A 24,529-nucleotide genomic window follows, 5' to 3' on the forward strand; every position below is an offset into this window, starting at 1 on the left:
CCATGCCCGAGACGATCCGGTGGACCGTACTGCCCGACGGAACCGCCGCCGACGGCCGGCTCCGCCTCACCGTCCTGGTCAGCCCCCGCCTCACCGGGGGGACCACGCTCGACGCCTTCCCCGCCTTCCACGACTGGCCCGGCACCCTCGGCCGCTACGCGACCGCCCTGCGGATCGAGTTCCGCGCGCCCGGCACCACCGGGCCTGGGGCCGCGGTGCCCGTCGCCCCGCGGCAGGACCGCTATCCGCCCGCCGACAGCGACCTGTGGAAGGCCCTCTTCCCGACCACCTCCCCCGTACGCCCGCCCGCCGGCGCCTTCGCCGCCGCCGCGGCCGTGCCGCCCACCCTGCGCTCCTATCCGGCCCGGGACGTCCACGACCGGATCGGCACCCTCTACGAGGCCGTCGCCACGGCCACCGCCCGCCGCCGCGCCTTCCCGTCCGGGGGAGAGGGTGCGGTCCCGGGCGGGGGAGAGGGTGCGGTCCCGTCCGGCGGCGAGGGCGCGGTCCCGGGTGGGGGCGAAGGAGCGGTCCTGCCCGGCGGCGAGGGTGCCGCCGCCGCGCGGCCCGCCACCTGGGACCACCCCACCACCGGCGACCTCCGCGCCCCGCTCCCGCCGCCGCTGCTGGAGCTGGCCCGCGGCGTCGCCGCCTCCTACCCCGGCCTCGACCAGCTGATCGAACACGGCACGGGCGGGCCCGCGGCCGTCGCCGCCAACCCGTTCCGCCCCCGGTACATGGACCGCACCGGCGACGCCTACCGGGCCAACGCCGCCGCCCACAACCTCGCGGAGGCGTACCGCTTCTACGACCGCCCCCAGGTGGCCACGCCGCCCCCGCCCACGGCACCCGACGTCGACTTCCACACCGCCTGCGCGCTGCTCGCGGACTACCCGGAACTCCTGCGCCGCTTCGGCCTCGCCGTGGACCTGCTGGTCACCCCGCCACCGGGGCTCGCCGACCGCTGGCAGGCGCGGGTGGTGTTCACCGCGGACCGGCAGCCGCTCAACGACGACGAGGGCCTGCGGCCGTGGACGGACCTGCGCTACGTCGCCGGGAGCCGCTTCGAGCCGTACGCCCCGGACGACGGCCCGTACGGGCGTCGGATGCTCCGGCTCGGCGGGGACGGGATCCTGGTCACCGACCTGGACATGGACGGCGCCGCGATGAAGTTCGTGGAGTTCTCCCGGATCGTGGACCAGACGCTCGCCGCGCTGGCCGACCCCAAGCTGTCCGTCGCCCCGGACAGCACGGCCCCGCCCGCCCTGCACGGCGCCGGCCTCACCGTCTTCCGGGAGGGCCGGGACGTGGAGCTCGCCGACCGGATGGAGGCCGACGCCCGGCACACGGCCGGCGTCGGCCCGGTGGGCCAGACGCCCGCCGTCGCCGTCCTCGACGCCTCCGACCTCGTCCGCGGGTACCGCGTCGACGTGGGCGTGGTCGAGGAGGCGGGGGAGGCGGGAGCAGCAGGGGCCGATGGAGAGACTGGTGATGCCGATGCCGCCGCGCCCGTCACCGTCTGGCGTCCGCTGTTCGCGCGGACCGGCCGCTACGCGATCCGCCGCCCTGGACAGCCCGTCCTGCCGCTGACCGTCGCCCCCGACGAGGGGCACGTCAAGGCCACCGCCGTCACCCACGACAAGAAGGACGGCAACCAGCTCTACGTCCACCAGGCCCTCTGCGGCTGGCACGGCTGGAGCCTGGCCGCGCCGCCGCCCGGCCGGACCCTCGGGCCGGACGACCGGCCCCGGGTGCCCGCGCCCGAGGTGTCGCCGGTCTTCCCGCTGGACACCGCGTTCCGCCCGGTCAAGGGGTCGCTGCCCGCCCTTCGCTTCGGCCGGACGTACCGGCTGCGCGCCCGGCTCTGCGACCTCGCCGGCAACGGCCCCGGCCTCGACGCCGACACCCCGGACGGCACCGCCTCCGCACCCGTCACCTACCGGCGCTGGGAACCCGTGCCGCCGCCCGCGCTCGTCCCCCGGTGGCCCTTCCTGGAGGGCGAGTCGGAGCCACGGCTGGTCATCCGCAGCACCGTGCGCGACGACGGGACGCCCGTGCCGCCCGACGCCTGGGCGGCGATGCGCAACGGGCAGGTCCCCGACCACCGCGCGGAATCCCCCGTCGACGGACTCGACCGCCGCTACCGCGCCTGGGACGAACGGCACGTCAGCCCGCCCAAGACACCGCTCCAGACGGCCGAGCAGCACGGCATGTACGACACCGTGTTCGGGCCCGACAAGGCGGACCTGGTCCGCCGCCGCTACTTCACCGCCGCGTCCCGCGAGGCCGGCAGTTACCTGGACACCGTCGTCAGCCTTCCCGAGAACCCCGACATCACCACCGACCTCAAACTCCTCGGCGAGATCAAGGTCGCGAAGCACGACGTCCACGACACCGAACCGCCGACCGAACTTCCCGTCCCTCGGGGGCAGGGCCTCCGGCCCGGCGAGTACGTCGTCCACCGGGGGGCGCAGCTCCTGCTGCCGTACCTGCCGGACGTCCCGGCCCGGGGCGTCTCCCTGCGCGGCCTGCCGGGAGCGCCGCCCAACGCCACCTACGACTTCCCCGGGCCCTGGCCGCAGGCCCGGCCGCTGCGGCTGAAGATCGTCGAAGGGGACGGGCCGCCCGCCTGGAGCGGCCTCCTGGAGCGCGAACTGACCGTCCGGCTGCCCAAGGCCGCCGTCGCCACCGTCCGGATGAGCTGCCGCCTCGACCCCGCCGACCTCACCCTCTTCCGCGCCTGGGAACTGCTGACCGCCTCCAAGCTGTGGAACGACCCGGACCCGACCACCGGGCTGCCGCAGGCGAAGAAGGACGAGCTCACCGCCGCGGCCGCGAACGGCGAGAACTGGATGATCACCCCCTGGGTCGAACTCACCCTCGTCCACGCCGTGGAGAAGCCGCTCGCCGCACCGGAGCTCGGCCCGCTCACCTTCCCCCGCCAGGAGGAACAGACCTTCACCCCGTTCTCCGGAAACCTCCGCAGCCACGCCCGCAGCACCGGCCGCGTCGACATCGACGCGAGCTGGCAGGAGTGGACGGACGACGTGGCTCAGGACGCGCCCCAGCGCACCGAACGGCACGCGCGGATCGGCCACTTCACCCTCGAACGCTTCGAGGACGACCACTCCCTCTTCGGCCTCCGCCACGAGTTCCGCGACACCCTGCACCGGGCCGTCACCTACACCCCGACCGCGACCACCCGGTTCCGCGAGTACTTCCCCCCGGCCATCACCGACCAGACCGATCTGATCACCCGCAAGGGCCCGGCGAGCGCGGGGCCCGACGGCCGCGGCTGGCACGTCCCCAGCTCCCGCCGGCCCGAACCGCCCGACGTCAGCCACCTCGTCCCGACCGTCCGCTGGGAGCAGACCGTCGACCACGAACGGCACCGGGTGGCCCGCACCCGCCGGCACGCCGGCTTCCGGGTGCACCTGCGCCGCCCCTGGTTCTCGTCGGGCGACGACGAACTCCTCGCCGTCGTCCTCGATCCCGGCACCGGTACCGGTGGCCCGGGAACCGGTACCCCGCTGCCCGACGAGCTCGTCAGCCGCTGCGCCACCGACCCGGTCTGGGCCGATCCCACGGCCCCGCCCCGGCTCACCCCGGCGAACTTCCCGGGCGCCGTGCTCACCGCCGACGGGCGGGTGCTCGCGGAACCGGTGGGCGGCGCGCCCGCGACCGCCTCGGTCGCCGCGTTCGCCGCCGACTACGACCACGAACTGCGGTTGTGGACCAGCGACATCGACGTCGACCTCGGGCCGGCCGCCGGCGCCACGGCCTACTTCCCCTACCTGCGCCTGGCCCTGGCCCGCTACCAGCCGTACTCCGTCGACCCGCTGCACCTGTCCAAGGTCGTGACCGCGGACTTCCTCCAACTGCTGCCCGACCGGACGGTCACCGCCACCATGACGTCCGCCGGTGCCGTCCGGCTGGAGCTGAGCGGCCCGGTCGCGCTGAACGCCCTGGGCAAGCGGGTCGGCACCGGCCAGGCCGCGATGGCCGCGAGCCGCCGCGTCCTCGCCTCCGTGGAACGGCGGGCCGTCGGCAGCGGCGATCTGGACTGGGCCGGGACCGGCACCGTCCTCGAACTCACCTGCGTCCCCAAGGGATCGTCCTTCGTCTGGTCCGGCGACCTGGTGCCACCGGCGCCGCAACTGCTGCCGCTCTCGGAGTACCGGCTGGTCGTGGAGGAGCACGAGGTTTACGCGACGGACAGCACGACGGCGACGGGCACGGTGACCCCCACCGGCGGCGGCACGGCGGTGCCCGTGGGCCGCCGGCTGATCCACGCGGACCGGTTCGGGCTGCTCGTGACGCCGCTGGGCCGGATCGTCCTCCGCGAGTGACCGTCGGGGCTCGGGCGGGGGAGGGTCCGGCGGGCGCCCCGTGACCGACGCGTACCTGGTCGGCCCCCGCCGCACGGGCCCGTGGCCGACGGCCGTCATCATCGCCCCACGCGCCGTCGGCCGTCCGCCCCGGACACTCCGGAGCGCGTGGCCGAGCCGGCCGGCCGCCGCACGGCACAGGCGGGACACCGGACTTCGGGGCTCGCGCGGTCGGAGGGGACGGCGCGAGCCCTGGACACGGGCGGCGACCCGGCCGAGCGGGGCGGCCCCGTCGAGCAGGCCGACCCGGTCGAGCCGGCCGGGCAAGCCGAGTCGGCTGAGCCGGCCAAGGGGGTGGAGGCGGCCGAAGACGCGGGGCCGGAGCCGCCGGAGGGAGCCGGGCGCGCGCGGACGCCGGGAAGTCGGTCCGTTCGAAGTCGGTCCGTTCATGGTCACCGGCACCTGCGCCATCTATGTGAAGTCGGAGTAGGCCAGGTGCGCTTCGCACACCCGGCAGCGGAAGAGGTAGGCGGTCGGCTGGCCCTCCCGGTCGAACGAGCCGAGGTAGCGCTCGATCTCGTCGGCGGACCACTGCCAGGCGACGGCCTCGCGGCGCAGGGCGTCCACCGCGTCCGGATACGCGGCCAGCTCGGCGCTGCCGACCGGGCCGAGGAAGGCGGCGGCGTCCCCGCAGTGGGTGAGCCAGACCGACTCCTGCCAGGCCGTGAAGCCGGGGGTGCGCCGCTCGACCGTCCGACGGACGGCATCGGGCACCTCGCCCGCCACGACCTCGCTGAAGCAGGCCCCGTACCGCTCGGCGGCGCTGCCGTCCGCTATGCACCAGGGGCAGAGCCGGCCGCGCAGATCCTCGTCCGCCTCGGCGTACACCGGACCCGCGTAGACATGGCCGCGGACGCGGCCGCAGCACGCGCAGGCGGTGTGCGGGTCGGGGGCGACGGAGCCCGTGGCCAGGGGGTCGGGGTGGTAGGGGAAGACGGGGAGGGCGGTGCTCACGGTGTCGTTCACGAGATCGTCCACGGGTCGTTCTCCGTACGCTGCGGGTCGTTCTCCGTACGCTGCTTGGCCGGGCGCGCGCTCGGACGCGGGGGCCGGACGGCGTGCTGCCGCACCGTCCGTTCCCCCGTTCCTCCGCACGTCGTTGTCCATGAGAAGAGCATGGCACCCACCACTGACAACGGGCCTCCTAGTGATCGACTCCGGTCGCTACGGCGGTCGTTGGACCTTCTCGCGGAGGGGGTGCCCTGCCACCGGCAAGAGCCGGTCGGGGAATGTGATTTAGGTGACGGGCGTCAGGGGAACTGGCACTCCGCATCGCCGTGCCCCTCGGTAACCGCCCTGGTGGGAAGCGTGATTCGAGCGACCGTTCCATCGAACACGCGGATGTCGCGGCACTCGGTGCCCGTCGAGGCGGCCTGATGGGCGCTTGTGGTGGGACGGCGGTGGGGTCCCACCGTCAACTCCGACCGCTAGGGTGATGCGTTACCAGCCACCCCTCCGGGGAAGCGACGGCTTCGTGGAGCACTCCATGGGGTCCACGAACGCTGGACCCCGGAAGGGGGTGGCCCGATGGCCACGCGTCCGGAGGGTCACCGCGGCGGCAGCAGGTGGGACCGGCTTTACCGCCGCGTCCGCTGGATCGGTCCGCTCTACGCCGTCTTCAGGATGGTGTGGGACTGGATGTGATCCGCCTGCGCATGGCACAGGGCCCCGGTCCGTGAAGACCGAGGCCCCGCTGCGGTGGGTGGTAGAGGGCCTCATCCCCACGGCTTCGCGGGCTCAGGGATGGGGCTCTCGCCCTTCCGCAGTACAAGTGTCACCAAGAGCGCAAGCCGATCCGCAGGATTGTGATCTACGTCACCCCTGCGCTGCTGCAACGGGTCCATCTTGCCCGTTATTCAAGATCGATTTCGACAAGCGGTCAGATCTCGATCGACGTGAGGTGAAGGTGACTCGCCGTCATGGGTGCAGGTGGCACGCTTTGCGAGCATGTGAAAGTGATGCACCTCACACTTTCTGTGCACTGTTGTCGTGACGCAAGCGACAGTAAACGCACTCTTTCGATGGGGAGTTCAGTCCTTTCGGTCGCCCGTGAGGGTGGACCGGTCGGCCGCCGGGACGGCATGGGCATCGCCACCTAAGGTGGTCGCGTGAATCCCCCATGGCCCGAGAACACCCCTGGTCTCCTCCGCCTCCCCTCCGGGCGGCTGGTGCGGGGACGGGCGCTGCGGCGGCCCGTGCCGGACGGGCCGGTTCCGGAGTACGCCGTGTATCTGCTGGGGAAGCGGCCTCCCGAAGTGGCCTGGGAGGTGGAGTGGTTGCGCTGGCCCGACTTCCGGCTGCCGGCCGATCCGGAACGGGCCCGGACGGTGTTCCGGACGGCATGGGAACGGGCCGGGGCCGAACGGGTGGAACTGGCCTGCGGCGGGGGACGCGGGCGAACGGGCACCGCGCTGGCCTGCCTCGCGGTGCTCGACGGGGTGCCGGCGGGGGAGGCGGTGGCGTACGTGCGGCGGCACTACGATCCGCACGCCGTCGAGACGCCTTGGCAGAAGCGTTTCGTCCGCCGCTTCGACGGGAGTTGAGGGGCGGGGAAGACCGCGAGAGGCGCGGGGTCTGTGACCTGTGTGAGGGGTGTGAGGGGGCGGCGGGGCCGGTGACTTAGGACGTCCGGCCCGCCCCGTCCGCCCGGACCGCCGCCTCCGGCTGATCCGGCTGCTCCGGGAAGAGGTCCGTCAGCAGCCGGTGCGGCTTGCGCCACAGCGCCTCGCTCACCCGGTCGTCCCGCAGCGTCGGATCGGCGCCTGGCCCCTGCCGGATGACGAGGCCGGCCGGGGGAGGGACGGTGTCGCAGGTGGGGCAGAGGCTGACCGGAGTGACGTCCGTGCCGCAGGACGCGTGGCTGAAGAGGCGGCGCGCGCCGTCCGGAGTGAGCCAGCGCTCACCCCACTGCGCCAGGGCATAGACCGTCATGACGGTGGCCGTCGAACCCGAAGGACCGGCCGAACCCGCCCAGCCCGCCGAACCGGCCGCGCCCCCGCGGCCCTCGGCCCGTAGGACCCTCGCCGTCTCCTGCGCGGCGACCCTGCTCGTCCTCATGAACTTCACCGCGACCCTGCCCACCGCCGGGCTCGTCGCCGCCGACCTCGACTCGGGCCCCTCCGGGCGGACCTGGATCCTCGGCGCCATCGGCGTCGGCCTCGCCGCCAGCCTGATGGCGGCGGGCGGCCTGGCCGACGACCGGGGCCGCAAACGGACGTTCACGGCCGGCGGCCTGCTGCTCGTCCTGGCGAGCGCGGTGTGCGCGGCGGCGCCCGGCACCCTCGTCTTCGTGTGTGGCCGGCTCGTCCAGGGCGCGGTCGGTACCTCGGTTCGTCGGTGGGCGTCGCCCTGATCGCCGCCGTCATGGCGGCTGTCCCGCACGGCGGCGGGGCCGCCCACGAGGCCGGGCTCGGCCTGAGCCGCGCCGCGCTCGCGGCGGGCGGGCTGACGCTGGCGGGGGCGGTCGCCGTCGCGCTGTGCCGGGAGCGGGGGGAGTAGGGGGACGGGAGCGGCGGTGCCTCCTGGTCCGACGGGGACGGGAGTGCTGTGAACGGAAGGGGTGTGAGGGGGCCGTCCCCCGTTCGGAGGACGAGCCGTCCCCCGGCACCCCGCCCGCCCTCCCGGGGGCGGGCGGCGCCGCGCGGTCGGATGCTGGGGGGGGAGGGAGGGGCGAGGAGCGCGCCGGGCGGCTCCGGCCCCGCACCAGCACCACCGTCCCCGTCGGACCAGGAGGCACGCCGTGCCCGCGCCACCCCCTCGGCACCGGTCGGCGACCGTCGGAGCGTCGTCCTGGCGGTCTGCTGCGTCGCCCTGCTGATGATCGGCATCGATGTGACCGCCCTGAACGTCGCCCTCCCCGCGATGGAACGGGAGCTCGGCTCCTCGGTGGCGGGCATGCGGTGGGCCGTCCACCGTCCCGCTTCAGCGAGCCCCCGGCGGTACGAGCCCCAGCGACACGACCAGGTCGTGCAGTTCCGCCTCGTAGAGCGCTCCCGGATCGGTCAGGCTCGGGCGGAGGTGGCCGTAGACCTCCAGTCCGATCAGCCCGTACATCCGGCCCCAGACGCGGAAGGCCAGCGCGACCGCGCCGGGGGACACGTCCGGCAGGTGCCCGCGGATCTCCTCGGCGAGCTCGGGCGTGAAGTCGGACCACGCGTGGTCGCCGGGCGGCTGCCGGGGCGCGGCCTGCGGCCAGGCGGCGGCGATGAGTTCGACGAGGCCCAGGCAGGCGCGCTTGGAGGGGCGGGGTGCCGGGCCGCCGGCCGGCGCGACGTACCCGGCCACCGGATCGCCGTAGACGAGCCGGAAACCGTCCGGCTCGGCGAGCGCCCAGTCGCGCAGCGCCCGCCACCAGGCCTGGATCCGGCCGGCCGTGTCGTCGGCGGGGCAGGCGTCGCGCGCGGCCTCCGCGCGGTCGACGAGCGCCGAGTAGACGTCGTTGATCAGCGTGGTGATCAGGTCGTCCCGGGTGGCGAAGTAGCTGTAGACGGCGCTGGCGCTCATGCCCATCTCGCGGGCGATGGCGCGCAGCGAGATGGCGTCCGGTCCGCCCTCGGACATCAGCCGGAGCGCCGTCGCCTTGATCTCCGCCGTGGTCTGGGCGCGGAGCCGGGCCCGTCTGCCCTGGGTCTGTGGGATCACGCTTGACACTTTACAGCGCTGCATTACAGTGCAGCGAGTGAAAACTGAACGGTGCACGGAAAACGTGCGGCGTCAGTCCGGAGGCGCCGCGGGCGCGACGAAGGGCGGGGCGATGAAGGCCAAAACGGTGCTGTTCGACGAGGTGGGCGCCCCTGAGGTGCTGCGGATCGAGGAAGTGGAGCTCGGCGCGCCGGGGCCGGGCGAGGTCCGCGTCCGGGTGGAGGCGGTGGGCCTCAACCGGTCGGAGGCCCTGTTCCGGGCGGGGGCGTACTACTACGCGCCCGACCTGCCCGCGTCCCGCATCGGTGCCGAGGCGGCGGGCGTGATCGAGGAGGTGGGTCCGGAGGTCGAGGGGTTCGCCGCCGGCGACCCGGTGGCCGTGCTGGCGACGGCCATGGGCGCGATGTCCGCCTACGGCGTCTACGCGGAGCGCGTCAACGTCCCGGCGAGCACGCTGTTCCGGCGGCCCCCGTCGGTGGACGCGGTCACCGGAGCCGCGACCTGGCTGTCGTACCTCACCGCGTACGGGGCCCTCGTGGAGATCGGCGGGCTGCGCCCGGGCGACACGGTGCTGATCACCGCCGCCTCCAGCAGCGTCGGCATCGCGGCGATCCAGGTGGCGAACCTCGTCGGGGCCGTCCCGATCGCCGTCACCCGCACCGCCGCCAAGAGGGAGCAGCTCCTCAAGGCCGGCGCCGCGCGGGTGATCACCCTGGACGAGGACGATCTCGTCGCGGTGATGGACGAGTTGACGGACGGCGCGGGCGCCCGCGTGGTCTTCGACGCGGTGGGCGGACCCGAACTCAGCCGCCTCGCCGGGATGGTGGCCCGGGACGGCATGCTGATCGTCTACGGCTCGCTCGACGGACGCCCCACTCCACTGCCCCCGCACTGGCCGCTCGCCGTCTACGGCTTCGCCCTGCCCGCCGTCCTCGACCACGACGACCGCCGGCGGCGCGCGACCGCCTTCATCGAGTCGGGTCTCCGCTCCGGAGCCCTCGCCCCGCTGATCGACCGCACCTTCCCCCTGGAGGCCATCGCCGACGCCCACCGCCATATGGAGGGAAACGGACAGGTGGGCAAGATCGTGGTCACGGTGGGGCAGTAGGGCGGTGAGGGGGCCGGGTCACCGCAACACGAGCTCTCCGAATCTGTACACCGCTTTGAACACAGGGGTCAGCATCCATGCGCAGGTCGCTCCGATGAGCAGTGTGGCGAGCCCGTACCGGAACGGGCGGGCGACCCAGTCGTGCTGGACGACGATGATGTTCTCCGGATCCTCCGGCTCGTAGATGACCTCCGTTTCGTCTCCCGGGGCCAGAGCGCACCTGTGCGGCGAACCGGTCGCCGATCTCGTCTCGACCGTGGTGTGCGGTGGGTCTTTGAGGGTGAACGACACGACGGGGTAGTGCTGGAGGTCCCCGTCGCCGTCCGTGGTGGTCCATATGCGGATCACCGTGCCTGTCACGCGGGGCCCGTGAGCACGCAGCCGGTAAACCTTCACGGTCTGGCAGGCAAGCCACCACGGTATGTAGAAGAGAAACCACACGGCCAAGAAGCACGCGCAGATGAGGAGTGGCGCCGCCCAGAGCGTCATGCCCGGATGCTATCGGCGCCTGTGAGGCGCGTTCCGGTCTGCTGAGAGGCCGGAGCGGTATGCGAGCCGGGCAGGTGCAGAAAACTGCACCTCCGAGGCGTAGTCGGCCGGATTACGGGAAGCGTGCGCCGCTTCGTAGCGTCGACGGCATGACGATTTCGACGGGGGGAACGCCCCTTCTCAGGCGTGCGCGGAAGGTGTCGTCGGTGAGCCGGCGACGGGGCCTGTGGCTCTATCTCGGGGTGGCATACGCCGGCATGTGGCTGGCGATGCTGCCGCTGCTGGTGAGCGGGTACCGGCGGGGTGACGCCCGCGAGGGGACGGGCGCGCTGGCGGAAGTGTGCATCGCCTTCGCGATGTTCGCGCCCGCGCTCGGCGCGGTCGTCGCCGTGCGGTACGTACGCGGGGGAGGGCGTCTGCGGGAGGCGTTGGCCCTGCGGTGGCCGAGGCCGTGGGGGCGGGCGGTGCGGGAGTGCCTGACGGCCGTCGCCGTGCCGGCGGGGCTCACCGTGGCGGCCCTGACCCTCGGGGCCCTCGTCGGGCGGTATCCCGTCGTTCCCGTCGGCGAGTTGGACGCCGCGAGCGTGACCGGCCGGCTGGCCGGCGGACTGGTGGGGATGGTGGTGTCGCTGCCGCTGTTCTTCGGCGAGGAACTGGGCTGGCAGGGCTACCTGTTCCCCCGCCTGCTGCGGGACGGCCACCGGACCCGCCCGCTCCGGGCGTACCTGCTGACCGGCGCCGCCTTCGCCCTGTGGCACCTGCCCACACTGATCATGGGCGGCCAGTACCCCGGCCGGCCCTGGTACGTGTCCGTGCCCGCGATGGTGGTGAGCTGCACGCTGGTCCTGCCGGTCTTCACCTGGCTGCGGCTGCGCTCCGGCTCGGTGGTGCCCGCCGTCGTCGCCCACGCCTTCGTCAGCTCCCTGAGCGTGGGCATGGTCAAGGAGTTCGCCGACCCGGACGCCGCCCTCGATCCGCTCCACATGGGGCTCACCGGGTGGCCCGGCTGGATCGTCATGGCCGCGTTCGTCGCCTTCCTGGCCCGGACGGGGCGGCTCCGGCCGACGGACGGTCACGATCGGCTCTGATCGGGCCGGTCGGCTCTGATCGGCTCTGATCGGGGCCGGTAGGGGCCGGTCGGTCGGCGGCGCGTTTCGCGTCGAACCGCGGCCGGGCGGCCGCCACCGCCCGCCGAAGAAACCACCGGCCGGGTAACGGAGTCCGGAACCCGGCCGCTCGGACGGAGGAGAACCATGCCCGCGTACGTGATCGTCGAGGCCGACGTGCTGGACGCCGAGGCCGCCGGCAGGTACCACCAGGCGGGGAGCCGTCCATCCGTGCCCACGGCGGCCGTTACCTCGTGAAAGGCGGGACGCCCGAGGCCGTCGAGGGGGACTGGCCGTCGTCCCGCCTGATCGTCATCGAGTTTCCGGACATGGAACGGATCAGACGGTGGTACGCCTCGCCCGAGTACACCCGGGCGCGGGAGATCCGGCGGACGGCGGTGCGGCTGCGGATGGTCTTCGCCGAGGGCGCCGAGGGCGCCGCGGACGCCACCGGGTAGGGGCGGGAGCCGTGGGTCCACCGGCCGGCCCGGGGCGAATGGTCCGTGTCGGACGGCCCGCGGCGAGCGGTCCGCGTCGGCCGTCCGGTGCCGAACGGCTCGCGCTGAACCGTCCTCGTCGAACCGCCCCCGTCGAGCGCTCGCGCCGAACCGCCCGCGCCCGGACGGCCCGCGTCAGGCGATGCGCGCCGCCGTGCCCGACACCCGGACGCGGGAGTCGCCCGGCCGGAGGGTGACCTCCAGGAGGCCGGGGCGGCCGAGGTCGGCGCCCTGGTGGAGGGTGAGCGTCGCGTCGTCGCCGACGAGTCCGCGTTCCCGCAGGTACGCGCCGAGGGCGGCGGCCGCCGCGCCCGTCGCGGGGTCCTCGACCACGCCGCCGACGGGGAACGGGTCGCGGACGTGGAACACGGACTCGTCCTCCCGCCACACCAGTTGCACCGTCGTGAGGCCCAGCTTCCGCATCAGGGCGGTCAGCCGGTCGAAGTCGTAGTCCAGGGCGGCGAGCCGCTCCCGGGTGGCCGCGCCGAGGACGAGGTGGCGGGCGCCCGCGTAGGCGATGCGCGGCGGGAAGGCCGGGTCGAGGTCGGCGGCGGGCCAGTCCAGGGCGGCCAGCGCTTCGGCGACGTCTTCCGGAGCGGCGTCCTCCGTGTGCGGCTCGACGGAGGTCAACGTGGCGCGCAGGACGCCGTCGTGCTCCGCGACGGAGACCGGGACCGTCCCCGCCGGGGTGACGAAGACGAACTCCCCGGGGCCGCGCCGCTCGGCCAGGGCCACGGCGGTGGCGACGGTGGCGTGGCCGCAGAAGGAGACCTCGGCCAGCGGGCTGAAGAAGCGGAGGGTGAACGACCGGTCCGGCTCGGCGGCGCCCTCGGGCGGCGCGGTGAGGAATGCGGTCTCGCTGTAACCGACTTCGGCGGCGATCCGCAGCAGGTCCGCGTCGTCGAGCCCGGCCGCGTCCAGGACGACGCCGGCGGGGTTGCCGCCCGCCGGGTCGGCGGAGAAGGCGGTGTAGCGCAGGACCTCGGGTGTGCCGGGGGCTGCGGGGGTGGCGGGTGCGGCGGAGGCGGCGGTGCCGTCGGTGATCGTCATGGCCACCCCAACCGAGCGGAGGCGGGCGGTTATTCCGGTCCTGTTGGGTTCGGTTCGTTACGCCGTTCCCGTATATGGAACCGCGCTGTACCCGTACCCGTACGCGTGCTTGTACCCGTACCCGTACCCGAGGCCCCGCCCGGCCGGCCGCCGGAACAGGGCCTCGGAAGGAATGCCGTGCGCGTCGCCTCAGCGCACAGTGACGTAGATCGGCTCGGAGACCGCGCCGCCGCCCGTCACCCGCAGGGCGTTCTTGCCCTTGATGCCGAGCTTGACGCGCATGGAGTAGGCCGAGTTCTTGTTGACGGCGACCTTCGCGGGCAGGGAGACCCACTTGGCGCCCTGCTGCTGCTGGAGGACGACCGTGGTGCCCGCCTTGATGCCGGTGGCCTTGCCACTGACGCGGAACTCCTGCCAGGCGCCGATCGTGGCGACGCTCGCCTGGGCGGTGAGCGCGGGCTTGGCCGCCGGGGTGGCCGGAGTGGCCGGGGCGGCCGTGGCGACGGACGCGACGGGGGCGGCCGCGGGTGCGGGCACCGGAGCGGCGAAGGCGGTGGCAGCGCCTCCGGCGGCGAGGCCGGCGGCGAGGGCACCGGCTATGGCGAAGCGGTAGGCACGGTTCATGACGTATTCCTCCCTGATGGACCCGTTGGGTCTCGATGACCCGATGGCGGGGCTTCACTGGGGAATACGGGAAAAGCGCGATGTCGGTTGCACAGGGCATCGAACTCTTTTCCGAAGTGTGCGACGGAAGTGCCCTCAGGGGTCAAAACGCGCCAAACTCAGCCCCCGCCCCCGTCGCGTACCGCCAGTACCACCTGTCCCACTCGTACCACCTGTACGGCCCTGCATTGCCGACGCCGTCACGAAGAGAACGTGAAGTTCGAGTGGTTCGTGGCGAGTTGGGTGCCGTCCGGCCCGTAGGCCGTCACCTGGAGCTGCCAGTGCACGGCGGGGTTGATGACGACGAAGGTCGGGTGCCAGTTGGTGATGTCCCAGCTGAGGACCGGCGACCGGATGGTGCTGTCGAGGCTCAGGGACTGTTTGGTCAGGTCGTTGTACGTGTGCCACCTGATGGAGACGATCTTGCCCTTCAGCCCGTTGAACGTGATGTTCGCCTGCACCTTGGTGAGGCCGACGCCGGCCGGCCCCTGGGAGAGGACGCTGGTGACACTGGCCGAGACCCGTAGGGTCGCCGGCGCCGTCGTGTACGGCGGCGGGACGGGCTGGGGCAGGGTGGCCGTCGGGCCGGAGGCCGGGGGCGTCCAGGGGGTGCTGCTCGTCGGACCGCCGGTCGGGCCGGTCGTGGGGCCGGTGGTCGGGCCGCCGGTCGGCGGGGGCGTCGGCGGGTCCGCCTTGTCGTTCGAGGAGTGCCCCTGGAGCAGGATGGGCAGGAGCGACCCGAGCACGATGGCCAGCCCGCCGGTGACCCAGTAGGCCCAGACGCGGCGCCACAGCGGGGTCCCCGGTGGATCGGGCAGGTGTGGTGGATCTCCGGCGCTCATGTCCGTCCCCCTCGGTATGGCCCCGGCGAGTGCCTGCGTGCCTCATGCCCCCGTACGCGCCTGTACGCCTGGGTACCGGTACGCCTGCATACCCGCATGCCTGCGTGCCCGGTGCCCGCGCGCCCGCATGAAGCCTGCCTTTGGGCCGAGCGTGACGGGACGCTACTCCCGGAATCAGCCATTCAGGGAGGCGTATGAGGCGCAGGGGCAGGCGCGCTCCCCGCGGCGTGCGCCCTTGTAAGGGACGGGTTCGGGATGCGTCCATGACACGATGGACGGATACCTGTACGAGCCATGGAGTAACGCATGAAGGAGCCCGCACCCGCGGCGGTCGACACGCCCGGGGACACCGCGTCCGACCAGCACATATCCTCCTCGGCCGGGACGTCGCCCGGCCGCCGGAACCGGCTGTTCGTCACCCTCGCCCTGGGCGGGCTCACGGCCGTGGCCCCGCTGTCCATGGACATGTACCTCCCGGCACTCCCTGAGGTGACGGATTCCCTGAGAAGTCCCGCGGCCACCGTGCAGCTCACCCTCACCGGCTGCCTCATGGGCATGGCGCTGGGGCAGCTCGTCGTCGGCCCGATGAGCGACAAGTGGGGCCGCCGCCGGCCGCTGCTCGTCGGCATGGCGCTCTACGTCGTCGCCACCGTCCTCTGCGCGGTCGCCCCCAACGCGGCCCTGCTCATCGCGTTCCGCCTGGTCCAGGGCCTGGCCGGCGCCGCGGGCATCGTGATCGCGCGCGCCGTGGTGCGCGACCTGTACGACGGCGTGGCCATGGCCCGTTTCTTCTCCACCCTGATGCTGATCTCGGGCGTGGCCCCGGTCGTCGCGCCGCTCATCGGCGGCCAGTTGCTGCGCTTCACGGACTGGCGCGGCGTCTTCGCCGTGCTCACCGCCGTCGGTCTCGCCCTGACGTTCCTCGTGTACCGCTACCTCGACGAGACCCTGCCGCCCGGCCGCCGGCAGTCCGGCGGCCTCGGCGAGACGCTGCGCGCGATGCGCGGCCTGCTCGCCGACCGCGCCTTCACCGGCTACATGCTCTCCGGCGGCTTCGCCTTCGCCGCCCTCTTCTCCTACATCTCGGCGTCGCCGTTCGTCGTCCAGGACATCTACGGCGCCTCGCCGCAGACGTTCAGCCTGCTGTTCGGCCTCAACTCGGTCGGCCTCGTCCTCGTCGGCCAGATCAACGGCAAGGTGCTGGTCGGCCGCGTCAGCCTGGACAAGGCCCTCGGCTGGGGCCTCGCCGTGATCACCCTGGCCGCGGCGGCCCTGCTGGTGCTGACGACGGGCGTCCTCGGCGAGCCGGGCCTGGCCCCGGTCGCCGCCGGCCTGTTCGTCCTGATGGCCGCCATGGGTCTGGCCATGCCCAACACCAACGCCCAGGCCCTGATGCGCTCCGGCAACGCGGCCGGCTCCGCCTCCGCCCTGCTGGGCACCTCCACCTACCTGCTCGGCGCCATCGCCTCCCCGCTCGTCGGCATCGCGGGCGAGCACACGGCCGTCCCCATGGCCACCGTCCAGCTCGGCTGCGCGGTGGCGGCGGTGCTCAGCTTCGTCCTGCTGTGCGGGCGGCGCGGCGGCGCGGGGTCGTCGGATTCATCGGATTCGTCGGCCTCGGCGGGTGAGAGCCCCGAGAGCCGCACGCGCGTGACGGGCGCGGAGGCCGCGGAGGCCGCGGAGTAGCCCGGCCCGCGCGGGCCGGCCGTGCGGTACGCCGGGGGCGACGGGTTCGTCGCGGCGCGCCCGGGGGACGTCCGCGGTGCCGGCGCGTCCGCGGGCGGCGCACTGCGCGGGCGCAGGGGGGTACAGGAGCCGTGCCGGTACGCACGATCGCGGCAGCCCCGCAGCCCCGCAGCCCCGCAGCCCCGCAGCCCCGCAGCCCCGCAGGACGGCGGACGGCTGCTCTCTCCTCCTCCGCCACGTATGCAGCGGTCGGCTCCGCACGGCGGGCACGGCGGGCACGGCGGGCACGGCGGCGATGCCGGCAGCGGGACGTGCCGGCCCCGCCTCAGGCGCCGACACTCGGCCGGCGCCCGATCCGGAGAGCGGCCAGGACCGGTCCGATCGGACGACGGACACCCGGCGCGCGCCCGCGACCCGGCCGCGCTCACGCCGGGCGCCGCGCCGCCCGCGTGACGCCCGCCCGCGCCGCGCCCGCCGCGTGGCCCGACAGGCCGTGCCGTCGCGCGGCGGCCCGCGCTCGTCACGCCGCCCGCTGAACGGGCAAGCGGCGGCCACTCCGGCCCCACCCCGACCCCACCCCGTAAAATCCACCCAATGCACGCCCCCGAGAACACGCCGCCGACCGGCGAGAACCTCCGCGCCGCGCTCGCCGGACTGCTCGACGGTCTGCCGCCCCGGCAGGCCGCCCGGGCCGTCGAGCGGCTGATCGCCAACTACCGGGGGCGGACCCCGACCGACGCGCCGGTCCTGCGCGACCGTTCCGACGTCGCCGCCTACGCCGCCTACCGCATGCCCGCGACCTTCGAGGCCGTCCGGCACGCGCTGGAGGCGTTCCGGGACCGGCTGCCCGACTGGTCGCCCGGCACGCACGTGGACCTCGGCGGCGGTACGGGCGCGGCGACCTGGGCCGTCGCGGCGGCCTGGCCGGAGGGCGAGCGGACGACGACCGTCCTGGACTGGGCGGAACCCGCCCTCGCCCTCGGCGCCGAACTCGCCGGCGCCGCCGCCTCGCCCGCGCTGCGCGCCGCGCGCTGGCAGCGGCAGGTCATCGGCGGCGGCCCGGCCGTCCCCGAGGGCACCGACCTCGTCACCGTCTCCTACGTCCTCGGCGAACTCACCGACGACGCCCGGCGGTCCGTCGTCGACCAAGCCGCCCGCGCCCGCGCCGCCGTGATCGTCGAACCGGGCACCCCCGAGGGCTACCGCCGGGTGATCGAGGCCCGCGACCGGCTGATCGCGGCGGGTTTCGAGGTCGTCGCCCCCTGCCCGCACAGCGCCGCCTGCCCGATAGAGCCGGGCACGGACTGGTGCCACTTCTCCGCCCGCGTCAGCCGCTCCTCCCTGCACCGGCAGGTCAAGGGCGGCTCGCTGGCGTACGAGGACGAGAAGTTCTCGTACGTGGCCGCTGTGCGGACCGGCGACGGCACGGACGACCCGAGCGGCCTCCCCGCCGCCCGCGCCCGCGTCGTACGCCGCCCGCAGATCCGCAAGGGCCAGGTGCTCCTGGAACTGTGCACCCGTGACGAGGGGCTGCGCCGCGAGACGGTCACCAAGCGCCACGGCGGCCTCTACCGCGCCGCGCGGGACGCGGACTGGGGCGACGCGTGGCCGCCGGAGGACGGCGAGGGCTGACGCCCCACGCTCCACGCCTCACGCCGCGCACCCCACGCCCCCCCGGTCGTCGGCGCCCGCCCGGCGCTCCGGGCGGCCGGCGCGTCCGGATGGTCCGCGCGCCCGGCGGCCCCGTGCCCGTACCCCCACCGGACGGCTGCCCCGGCCGGTGCCCGGCCCGCCCGCTGCGGCCGGGCGTCCCGGATAGTCCGGCAGCACGGGCCAACGCGTCAACCCGTCAACGCAGTTCCTGCGTGCAGCACTTCACGCTGCCGCCCCCCTTCAGCAGCTCGCCCAGGTCCATCCCGATCGGCTCGAAGCCGCGCTCCCGGAGCGGCCCGAAGAGGCCGACGGCCGCCTGGGGGAGGAGGACGTGGCGGCCGTCGCTGACCGCGTTCAGGCCGAGCGCCGCCGCGTCCTCCGCGTCGGCGACGAGGGCGTCGGGGAAGAGGCGTTCCAGGACGGCCCGGCTGCCGGGGGAGAAGGCGCCGGGGTAGTACATGATCTCGTCTTCGGCGGCGTCGAGGACGCACAGGGCCGTGTCGAGGTGGTAGTAGCGGGGGTCGATCAGGTCCAGGCCGATGACGGGGCGGCCGAAGAACTCCTGTGCCTCGGGGTGCGACAGCGGGCTGCTGCGGAAGCCCCGGCCGGCGAGCAGCCAGGAGTCGGTGACGGCGAAGTCGCCCTCGCCCTCGTTGATGTGCTCGGGTTCGCGGACCACGGAGTAGCCGTGCGACCGGAACCACTCCACGTGCACGGCCGCCTCGGCGGCGCGCTGCGGGTGGGCGAAGCGGGCGCCGAGGACGCGGCCGTCGACGACGGTGGCGCCGTTCGCCGCGTACACCATGTCGGGCAGTTCCGGGCGGGGTTCGAGCTCCTCCACGGTGTGGCCGAGGGCGCGGTAGCGGTCGCGGAGGGTTTCCCACTGCGTGAGGGCGAGCGGCAGATCGACCGGCTTGGCCGGGTCCATCCACGGGTTGATCGAGTAGGTGACCTTGAAGTGGGCGGGCGGGCACATCAGATAATGACGGGGGCTCGCCGCCCGTGGTGCTGCGGTACGCAAGTCGCGCTCCTCACGGTGGTGTTGGGCACGTACGCGGCGAGCGTACGTGCCCAAATCGTCCACGCTGGGCGCTGTTCGCGCATGAACCGTACGGGTGGTTTACGCACGGCCTTTCACGCCCCCGTGGTACCGCTCCTTCCTTCCCGCAACGCGCGCAGCAGTTCCCGCTTCTGTGCGAGCGGGTCGGCGCCCCGGCCGGCCCCGCCGGACGCGTTGCCGCGCAGCGCCTTGCGCGAGAGGTTGCTGCGGGTCCCGCCCACGCCGAGCATCCTGCCGTTTCCCCGGGTCATGGGGGCTCCTTCCGTCGGTGTCTCGCATGTGCCTGAGACGAGACGTCTCGTCTCGCGATGACTCCGTTATTACGCCATGCGCCACCCCGCCCCGTCAACCCCCAACGAGACGAAACGTCTCGCCTCACTGAACAGCTACCCTGCCCCCATGGCCACTACCAAGACCCCGCCCGACGCCAACCGCCGCAGCGAGCGTTCCCGTCGCGCGATCCTGGAAGCCGCCCTGGAGCTCACCGGCGAGACCGGCTACCAGCGGCTCACCATCGAGGCCATCGCCGCCCGGGCCGGCGTCGGCAAGCAGACGATCTACCGCTGGTGGCCCTCCAAGGCCGCCGTCCTCCTGGACGCCTTCGTCGCCCTCGGCGAGGAGGCCGCCGAAGGGCACCACGAGCTCCCGGACACGGGTGACCTGGAGGCCGACCTCAAGGTCGTCCTCCGCGCCACCGTCGACGAGCTCAACAGCCCGCGCTACGACGCCCCTTCGCGCGCCCTCGCCGCCGAGAGCATCGCCAACCCGGACCTCTGCGCGCAGTTCACACGGGCGGTGCTCGAACCGCAGCTCCAGCTGTACGTCACCCGGCTGCGCGCCGCCCAGGAGGCCGGGCAGGCCGACCCGGACGTGGACCCGCGCATCGCCCTGGAACTGCTCGTCGGCCCGCTCGCCCACCGCTGGATGCTGCGCACCCAGCCCCTCACCCACGCCTACGCCGACAGCGTCGTCGAGATCACCCTGCGGGGACTCACCCCGCGCTGAACCCGGCCGCCGGGCCCGCCGCCGGCGCCGCCGCCGGGTCCCGTCCACGCCCCGCCCGGCCGCCGGAGCGGTCCGTGTCACACCCTCGGATGCGCCCGACGGTCACGCCGGGCGCAGGATGGTGGCAGCATTGACCGGAGACCGCGGTCGAAGTGAGGGGATAGATGGAACGCAAGAGCAGATTCTCCCAGTGGCTGCGCCGCCCCAGGAGCGGAGCGGGCGGCGATACGGGTGCGGGGGCGGCCACCGGCGCCGCCCGCGAGGAACTGCTCCTGGCCGCGGCCGCCGCGGGGTTCCCCCTGGCCCCGGCCGCCCACCCCTCCGGCTACGGGTGTTCGTGCGAACGCATCGGCTGTCCCACCCCGGGCCGGCATCCCGTCTCCTTCGCCTGGCAGACCCTCGCCACCACCGACCCGGAGAAGGTCACCAAATGGCTCCGGGCCCAGCCCGAGGCCAACTTCGTCACCGCCACCGGCATGGCCCACGACGTCCTGGACGTCCCCGCCGAGGCCGGCCGCAAGGCGCTGGACCGGCTTACGGCCGCCGGCGTCGAGGTCGGGCCCGTCGCCACCGTCGCCCCCGACCGCATGCTCTTCTTCACCGCCACCCGCGGCACCCCGGACGACGAGGACGAGTGGTGGCCCTGCGAGCTCGACTGCCACCCCGAGACCCTCGACGAACACCCCGGCCTGCGCTGGCACTGCCGCGGCAGCTACGTCCTCCTGCCGCCCTCCCGCCTCCCCGGCGACGACGCGTACGTGGCCTGGCTGGTGGGTCCCGAACGGCCGCTGCCGGACCCGCTGACGCTGCTGGAGACGCTGACGGACGCGTGCGCCCAATACGCGGGCGACCGGCCGGACCACGAGCACCACGCGGCCTGGCCGATCGGCCGCTGAGGACGCCGCCCTCCCGCTCCGCCCCTCCCGCTCCGCCTACTCGCCCTTCGCCGCGATCAGCGACTCGATCCGGTTCAGGAACCGCACCTGGGACGCCGCCCCCTTGACCCGCTCTCCCTTCGCCGGCACCCGCACCGCCGACTCCGACACCCGCGTATACGTGATCGCCGTCGACAGCCGCCCCGTCAGCAGGGACTTCGTCCGCTGCTCGGTGACGGCCGGACGGACGCCCCTCGCCATGGTCCGCTTCTCGCGGTGGTGGGCGGTGAAGAACACGACGGCGCCGCCGTCCGCGGTGCGCAGGGCGAGCGCGGGGAAGCCCGGCCCCTGTTCGGGGGTGTCGATCCAGTCGGTCCAGAAGGTGGGCGTCCGCGCGAGCTTGGCGCGGTCGGCCCGGAGCTGGGTGGTGGCGAGGTCGGGGGCGAAGACGTCGCCCTTGCCGGTGCGCAGGAAGCCGGTGTACGCGCCGCTGACCGCGTCGGGCTCCAGCACCAGCCCGGACGGCTGACCGGATGGCTCACCGGACGGCTGACCGGCCCGTACCGGAACGGCCTCCGCCCAGCCGTCCCCGTCCGTCCGGAACGCCGGGACCGTGCCCGGCGCGTGCAGCGTCAGGTAGGCGGCCTTCCACGGGTCCTTGGCGCTGTCGCGCGTGAACACCACCAGCCACCGGTTCTTGTCCCGGTTGCTGAGGGTGTCGGCGACGAAGAACTTGGGCCAGCCCGCCGACTTGGGGATGGCGAACCGGGCGTCGCGCAGCTCCAGCGCCGGATAGCCCGGATTGCCCTTGGGCAGCAGCTTGCGCTGCGCGGTCACGTCGGCACGGCCGATCTCGGCGAGGGCGCCCGTCTCGACCCGGTCCACGAGGGCCGGGTCGAGGGCGCGGTACGCCTTGGTGTAGCCGGCGGTGAAGTCGCCGAGGGCCTTGGCGGCCTCAGCCCTGTCCACCGCCGGGACGATCTCCCGCTCGCCGTGCACCGTCACGCACCCGGTCGCCAGCAGCGCCGGCAGCAGGAGCAGCGGGAGCACCCGGGACGGCACCGGCCACGGCCGGCGACGCGGAAGGCGCGGCAGCCGACGCGGAAGGCGCGGAAGGCGCGGGCGCGTCCGACGTCGCATCGGCCTTGGACTCCTCGGTGGCTGCGCTGGCAGCGGTGGCTGCCGGGGACGGCGCCACCTTACCGGTGCGGCCGGGGCGGAAGAACAGCACCAGGGTCGGGACCAGGTACAGCGCCCACACCCAGACCTGGAGCTTCGTCGGGTCCGGCTGGAAGTTGAAGACGCCCTTCAGCAGCGTCCCGTACCAGCTGTCGACCGGCACCTGCTCGCTGATGTCGAACGCCGTGGAGTTCAGCCCCGGCAGGACGTCGGCCTCCTGGAGGTCGTGGAAGCCGTACGCGAGCACGCCCGCAGCCACCACGATCAGCATGCCGCCGGTCCAGGTGAAGAACTTCGCCAGGTTGATCTTCAGCGCGCCCCGGTAGAACAGCCAGCCCAGCAGCACCGCCGTGAGCAGCCCGAGCAGCGCGCCGACCAGCGGCCGTACGCCGTCGTCGGTGGCCTGCACCGCCGTCCAGATGAACAGCGCGGTCTCCAGGCCCTCCCGGCCCACGGCCAGGAACGCCGTCACCACCAGCGCGGTGGTGCCCATGGCCAGCGCCGCGTCCAGCTTGCCGTGCAGCTCCTTCTTCAGGTGCCGCGCGGTGCGCCGCATCCAGAAGACCATCCACGTCACCAGGCCCACGGCGATGACGGACAGCGAGCCGCCCAGCATCTCCTGCGCCTCGAACGTCATGGTCTGCGAGCCGTACTGGAGCACGGCGCCGAAGCCCATGCTGAGCAGCACGGCCGCGGCGATGCCGAGCCAGACCGGCCGCAGGGCGTCCCTGCGGCCGCTCTTGACCAGGTAGGCGACGAGGATGCAGACGACCAGGCTGGCCTCCAGCCCCTCGCGCAGGCCGATCAGGTAGTTGCCGAACACGCGGCGCCTCCTTCGTGTGCGGGGCCGTCAGCCGAACAGCGTCCGGCCCCACCAGTCGTCCTTGTCGCGGACGCCCGGCGGGACGGCGAAGACGGCCGAACCCACGTGCTGGATGTACTCGTTGAGGGCGTCCGAACGCGACAGCCGGGTCTGGATGGGCACGAAGCCGTCCCGGACGTCGCGCTGGTAGGCGATGAAGAACAGTCCGGCGTCGAGCCGGCCCAGGCCGTCGGTGCCGTCCGTGAAGGAGTAGCCGCGGCGCAGGATCGTCGCCCCCGCGTTGCTGTCGGGGTGGGCGAGGCGGACGTGCGCGTCCGGCTTCATCACCCGGAGGTTGGGCTCCTCGCGCTCCTTGCGCTTGCCCAGCGGCGCGCCCTCGGCCTTGTCGCGGCCGAAGACGTCCTCCTGCTCCTTGAGCGAGGTGCGGTCCCAGGTCTCGATGTGCATGCGGATGCGGCGGGCGACGAGGTACGAGCCGCCGGCCATCCAGCCGTCGGCGTCCTTCTCGCCCACCCACACGAACTTGTCGAGCCGGTCCGTCTCGGTGCCCGCGATGTTCCGGGTGCCGTCCTTGAAGCCCATCATGTTGCGCGGCGTCATGGCGTCGGGGGTGGTCGACGAGGTCTTGCCGAAGCCGAGCTGCGACCAGCGGATCGCGACCCGGCCCATGCCGATGCGGGCCAGGTTGCGGATCGCGTGCACCGCGACCTGCGGGTCGTCCGCGCACGCCTGGACGCAGAGGTCGCCGCCGCTGCGGGCCGGGTCCAGGTTGTCGCCGGGGAACGGCGGCAGGTCGATCAGGGCCTTGGGGCGGCGGCCCTTGAGGCCGAAGCGGTCCTTGCCGTCCTTCTCGAACAGGGTGGGCCCGATGCCGAACGTGAGCGTCAGCCGGGACGGCTTGAGGCCCAGCGCCTCGCCGGTGTCGTCCGGCGGCAGCTCGTCGTTCTCGCTGATGGCGCCCTCGCCGACCTCGTGACCGGCGGTCATCCGGGCGGCGGCGGCCGTCCACTCCTTCAGCAGCTTGATCAACTGCTCGCGGTCGTCCGTGCGCACGTCGAAGGCGGCGAAGTGCAGCCGGTCCTGGACGGGCGTGGCGATGCCGGCCTGGTGGGGACCGTAGAAGGGCACGGCCTCGCCCTCGGCGGCGGCCGGCGACTTGTCGTCGTCGCCCAGCCGCAGGGCCGCGGCCGTACCGCCGGCCGCGGCGGCACCGAGCGCGAGACCGGCGCCGCCCCAGCCGAGGAGGGCGCGGCGGGAGGGCTTGCGGGAGGTGCTTTCTCCGGCGGTGCCGGTTTCCGGCTTCGTGTCCGTCGTGGTGTCGGTCTTCGCGTCGGTCTTCGCGTCGGTCTTCGCGTCGGTCTTCGCGTCCGCCTTCGCCACCGCGGGCTCCTCGGCCCGGTCGCCGGACGTCGTCGTCCCGTTCGTTTCGTTCTTCTCGTTCATCGCGTCACTCATCGCACGTGC

At 73.9% G+C, this 24,529-nt stretch carries 23 protein-coding genes; 11 read left to right on the forward strand and 12 right to left on the reverse strand.

Translation table 11 applies throughout. The features are described from left to right. Window positions 1-2: 2 nt before the first annotated feature. A complete protein-coding gene (locus K7I03_RS23355; protein WP_185940579.1) occupies window positions 3-4,349 on the forward strand; it encodes a hypothetical protein in 4,347 nt (1,448 codons plus the stop codon). A gap of 450 nt (window positions 4,350-4,799) precedes the next feature. Here K7I03_RS23355 and K7I03_RS23360 read toward each other — a convergent pair whose 3' ends face one another. Beyond that, on the reverse strand, window positions 4,800-5,366 hold the full coding sequence (locus K7I03_RS23360; RefSeq protein WP_185940578.1) for a CbrC family protein: 567 nt from the start codon (window positions 5,364-5,366) through the stop codon (window positions 4,800-4,802). 1,130 nt (window positions 5,367-6,496) lie between these two features. On the opposite strand from K7I03_RS23360, the gene K7I03_RS23365 reads away from it, so the two are divergent. Beyond that, window positions 6,497-6,931 (forward strand): protein-tyrosine phosphatase family protein, encoded by a 435-nt coding sequence (locus K7I03_RS23365; protein ID WP_185940577.1) that lies wholly within the window; start codon window positions 6,497-6,499, stop codon window positions 6,929-6,931. A 76-nt stretch (window positions 6,932-7,007) separates the two neighbouring features. Here the strand turns inward: K7I03_RS23365 and K7I03_RS23370 are convergent, their stop codons facing one another. Beyond that, window positions 7,008-7,319: a hypothetical protein gene (locus K7I03_RS23370; RefSeq protein WP_185940576.1), complete on the reverse strand. Its 312-nt coding sequence runs from the start codon at window positions 7,317-7,319 to the stop codon at window positions 7,008-7,010. 4 nt (window positions 7,320-7,323) lie between these two features. On the opposite strand from K7I03_RS23370, the gene K7I03_RS23375 reads away from it, so the two are divergent. Continuing rightward, window positions 7,324-7,740 (forward strand): MFS transporter, encoded by a 417-nt coding sequence (locus K7I03_RS23375; protein WP_185940575.1) that lies wholly within the window; start codon window positions 7,324-7,326, stop codon window positions 7,738-7,740. Further along, complete coding sequence (locus tag K7I03_RS23380; protein WP_185940574.1) at window positions 7,725-7,886, forward strand: hypothetical protein; 162 nt, start codon at window positions 7,725-7,727, stop codon at window positions 7,884-7,886. The genes K7I03_RS23375 and K7I03_RS23380 overlap by 16 nt, the downstream gene beginning before the upstream one ends. A gap of 423 nt (window positions 7,887-8,309) precedes the next feature. On the opposite strand, the gene K7I03_RS23385 is transcribed toward K7I03_RS23380, so the two are convergent. Further along, window positions 8,310-9,029, reverse strand: coding sequence for a TetR/AcrR family transcriptional regulator (locus K7I03_RS23385; protein WP_224347177.1), 720 nt, complete (start codon window positions 9,027-9,029; stop codon window positions 8,310-8,312). A 112-nt stretch (window positions 9,030-9,141) separates the two neighbouring features. Here K7I03_RS23385 and K7I03_RS23390 point away from each other — a divergent pair, with 112 nt between their 5' ends. Beyond that, window positions 9,142-10,137 carry a zinc-dependent alcohol dehydrogenase family protein gene (locus K7I03_RS23390; RefSeq protein WP_185940572.1) on the forward strand — a complete coding sequence of 332 codons (996 nt, stop codon included), beginning with the start codon at window positions 9,142-9,144 and terminating at the stop codon, window positions 10,135-10,137. Between the two features lie 18 nt (window positions 10,138-10,155). Here the strand turns inward: K7I03_RS23390 and K7I03_RS23395 are convergent, their stop codons facing one another. After that, window positions 10,156-10,626: a DUF3592 domain-containing protein gene (locus tag K7I03_RS23395; protein ID WP_185940571.1), complete on the reverse strand. Its 471-nt coding sequence runs from the start codon at window positions 10,624-10,626 to the stop codon at window positions 10,156-10,158. Window positions 10,627-10,832: 206 nt separating this feature from the next. Between K7I03_RS23395 and K7I03_RS23400 the strand changes: the two genes are divergently transcribed. Together K7I03_RS23400 and K7I03_RS23405 are read left to right on the forward strand one after the other, a co-directional pair. Next, window positions 10,833-11,714 carry a CPBP family intramembrane glutamic endopeptidase gene (locus K7I03_RS23400; RefSeq protein WP_224347178.1) on the forward strand — a complete coding sequence of 294 codons (882 nt, stop codon included), beginning with the start codon at window positions 10,833-10,835 and terminating at the stop codon, window positions 11,712-11,714. Between the two features lie 272 nt (window positions 11,715-11,986). Further along, entirely contained in the window at window positions 11,987-12,190 is a 204-nt protein-coding gene (locus K7I03_RS23405; protein WP_238513521.1) for a DUF1330 domain-containing protein, read from the forward strand. Between the two features lie 174 nt (window positions 12,191-12,364). Here the strand turns inward: K7I03_RS23405 and K7I03_RS23410 are convergent, their stop codons facing one another. The 3 genes from K7I03_RS23410 to K7I03_RS23420 all read right to left on the reverse strand — a co-directional run bounded on the left by K7I03_RS23410 (window position 12,365) and on the right by K7I03_RS23420 (window position 14,784). Next, window positions 12,365-13,279: a PhzF family phenazine biosynthesis isomerase gene (locus K7I03_RS23410; RefSeq protein WP_185940570.1), complete on the reverse strand. Its 915-nt coding sequence runs from the start codon at window positions 13,277-13,279 to the stop codon at window positions 12,365-12,367. Window positions 13,280-13,468: 189 nt separating this feature from the next. Continuing rightward, window positions 13,469-13,903 (reverse strand): hypothetical protein, encoded by a 435-nt coding sequence (locus K7I03_RS23415; protein WP_185940569.1) that lies wholly within the window; start codon window positions 13,901-13,903, stop codon window positions 13,469-13,471. Window positions 13,904-14,142: 239 nt separating this feature from the next. Then, window positions 14,143-14,784 carry a hypothetical protein gene (locus tag K7I03_RS23420; RefSeq protein WP_185940568.1) on the reverse strand — a complete coding sequence of 214 codons (642 nt, stop codon included), beginning with the start codon at window positions 14,782-14,784 and terminating at the stop codon, window positions 14,143-14,145. 306 nt (window positions 14,785-15,090) lie between these two features. Here K7I03_RS23420 and K7I03_RS23425 point away from each other — a divergent pair, with 306 nt between their 5' ends. Further along, a complete protein-coding gene (locus K7I03_RS23425) occupies window positions 15,091-16,470 on the forward strand; it encodes a multidrug effflux MFS transporter (protein ID WP_185940567.1) in 1,380 nt (459 codons plus the stop codon). Window positions 16,471-17,064: 594 nt separating this feature from the next. Beyond that, window positions 17,065-18,102 carry a small ribosomal subunit Rsm22 family protein gene (locus K7I03_RS23430; RefSeq protein WP_185940566.1) on the forward strand — a complete coding sequence of 346 codons (1,038 nt, stop codon included), beginning with the start codon at window positions 17,065-17,067 and terminating at the stop codon, window positions 18,100-18,102. Between the two features lie 217 nt (window positions 18,103-18,319). Here the strand turns inward: K7I03_RS23430 and ddaH are convergent, their stop codons facing one another. Beyond that, the gene (gene ddaH, locus K7I03_RS23435; RefSeq protein ID WP_338019831.1) at window positions 18,320-19,144 is read right to left on the reverse strand and encodes a dimethylargininase; all 825 of its coding nucleotides are present in this window, start codon (window positions 19,142-19,144) and stop codon (window positions 18,320-18,322) included. A 113-nt stretch (window positions 19,145-19,257) separates the two neighbouring features. Then, a complete protein-coding gene (locus K7I03_RS23440; protein WP_185940565.1) occupies window positions 19,258-19,434 on the reverse strand; it encodes a DUF6243 family protein in 177 nt (58 codons plus the stop codon). A 148-nt stretch (window positions 19,435-19,582) separates the two neighbouring features. Between K7I03_RS23440 and K7I03_RS23445 the strand changes: the two genes are divergently transcribed. Beyond that, on the forward strand, window positions 19,583-20,188 hold the full coding sequence (locus tag K7I03_RS23445; RefSeq protein WP_185940564.1) for a TetR/AcrR family transcriptional regulator: 606 nt from the start codon (window positions 19,583-19,585) through the stop codon (window positions 20,186-20,188). A gap of 164 nt (window positions 20,189-20,352) precedes the next feature. After that, a complete protein-coding gene (locus K7I03_RS23450; RefSeq protein WP_185940563.1) occupies window positions 20,353-21,084 on the forward strand; it encodes a bifunctional DNA primase/polymerase in 732 nt (243 codons plus the stop codon). 36 nt (window positions 21,085-21,120) lie between these two features. Here K7I03_RS23450 and K7I03_RS23455 read toward each other — a convergent pair whose 3' ends face one another. The 3 genes from K7I03_RS23455 to efeB are packed head-to-tail and all read right to left on the reverse strand — an operon-like array spanning window position 21,121 to window position 24,508. Next, the gene (locus K7I03_RS23455) at window positions 21,121-22,032 is read right to left on the reverse strand and encodes a hypothetical protein (RefSeq protein ID WP_224347179.1); all 912 of its coding nucleotides are present in this window, start codon (window positions 22,030-22,032) and stop codon (window positions 21,121-21,123) included. Beyond that, on the reverse strand, window positions 22,019-23,065 hold the full coding sequence (efeU, locus tag K7I03_RS23460; RefSeq protein ID WP_185940561.1) for an iron uptake transporter permease EfeU: 1,047 nt from the start codon (window positions 23,063-23,065) through the stop codon (window positions 22,019-22,021). The genes K7I03_RS23455 and efeU overlap by 14 nt, the downstream gene beginning before the upstream one ends. A gap of 27 nt (window positions 23,066-23,092) precedes the next feature. Next, on the reverse strand, window positions 23,093-24,508 hold the full coding sequence (gene efeB, locus K7I03_RS23465) for an iron uptake transporter deferrochelatase/peroxidase subunit (protein WP_221902417.1): 1,416 nt from the start codon (window positions 24,506-24,508) through the stop codon (window positions 23,093-23,095). Between the last annotated feature and the right edge of the window lie 21 nt (window positions 24,509-24,529).

It is taken from the genome of Streptomyces mobaraensis, assembly GCF_020099395.1.
Taxonomy (GTDB): domain Bacteria; phylum Actinomycetota; class Actinomycetes; order Streptomycetales; family Streptomycetaceae; genus Streptomyces.

What these genes read in the sequence shown, in the direction of transcription:
- K7I03_RS23410 (WP_185940570.1), bottom strand. Translation starts at nt 13,279, where the DNA reads ATGACGATCACCGACGGCACCGCCGCCTCCGCCGCACCCGCCACCCCC.
- K7I03_RS23395 (WP_185940571.1), bottom strand. Translation starts at nt 10,626, where the DNA reads ATGACGCTCTGGGCGGCGCCACTCCTCATCTGCGCGTGCTTCTTGGCC.
- K7I03_RS23425 (WP_185940567.1), top strand. Translation starts at nt 15,091, where the DNA reads ATGAAGGAGCCCGCACCCGCGGCGGTCGACACGCCCGGGGACACCGCG.
- efeB (WP_221902417.1), bottom strand. Translation starts at nt 24,508, where the DNA reads ATGAACGAGAAGAACGAAACGAACGGGACGACGACGTCCGGCGACCGG.
- K7I03_RS23370 (WP_185940576.1), bottom strand. Translation starts at nt 7,319, where the DNA reads ATGACGGTCTATGCCCTGGCGCAGTGGGGTGAGCGCTGGCTCACTCCG.
- K7I03_RS23390 (WP_185940572.1), top strand. Translation starts at nt 9,142, where the DNA reads ATGAAGGCCAAAACGGTGCTGTTCGACGAGGTGGGCGCCCCTGAGGTG.
- K7I03_RS23450 (WP_185940563.1), top strand. Translation starts at nt 20,353, where the DNA reads ATGGAACGCAAGAGCAGATTCTCCCAGTGGCTGCGCCGCCCCAGGAGC.
- K7I03_RS23430 (WP_185940566.1), top strand. Translation starts at nt 17,065, where the DNA reads ATGCACGCCCCCGAGAACACGCCGCCGACCGGCGAGAACCTCCGCGCC.
- K7I03_RS23445 (WP_185940564.1), top strand. Translation starts at nt 19,583, where the DNA reads ATGGCCACTACCAAGACCCCGCCCGACGCCAACCGCCGCAGCGAGCGT.
- K7I03_RS23415 (WP_185940569.1), bottom strand. Translation starts at nt 13,903, where the DNA reads ATGAACCGTGCCTACCGCTTCGCCATAGCCGGTGCCCTCGCCGCCGGC.
- K7I03_RS23440 (WP_185940565.1), bottom strand. Translation starts at nt 19,434, where the DNA reads ATGACCCGGGGAAACGGCAGGATGCTCGGCGTGGGCGGGACCCGCAGC.
- K7I03_RS23355 (WP_185940579.1), top strand. Translation starts at nt 3, where the DNA reads ATGCCCGAGACGATCCGGTGGACCGTACTGCCCGACGGAACCGCCGCC.
- K7I03_RS23420 (WP_185940568.1), bottom strand. Translation starts at nt 14,784, where the DNA reads ATGAGCGCCGGAGATCCACCACACCTGCCCGATCCACCGGGGACCCCG.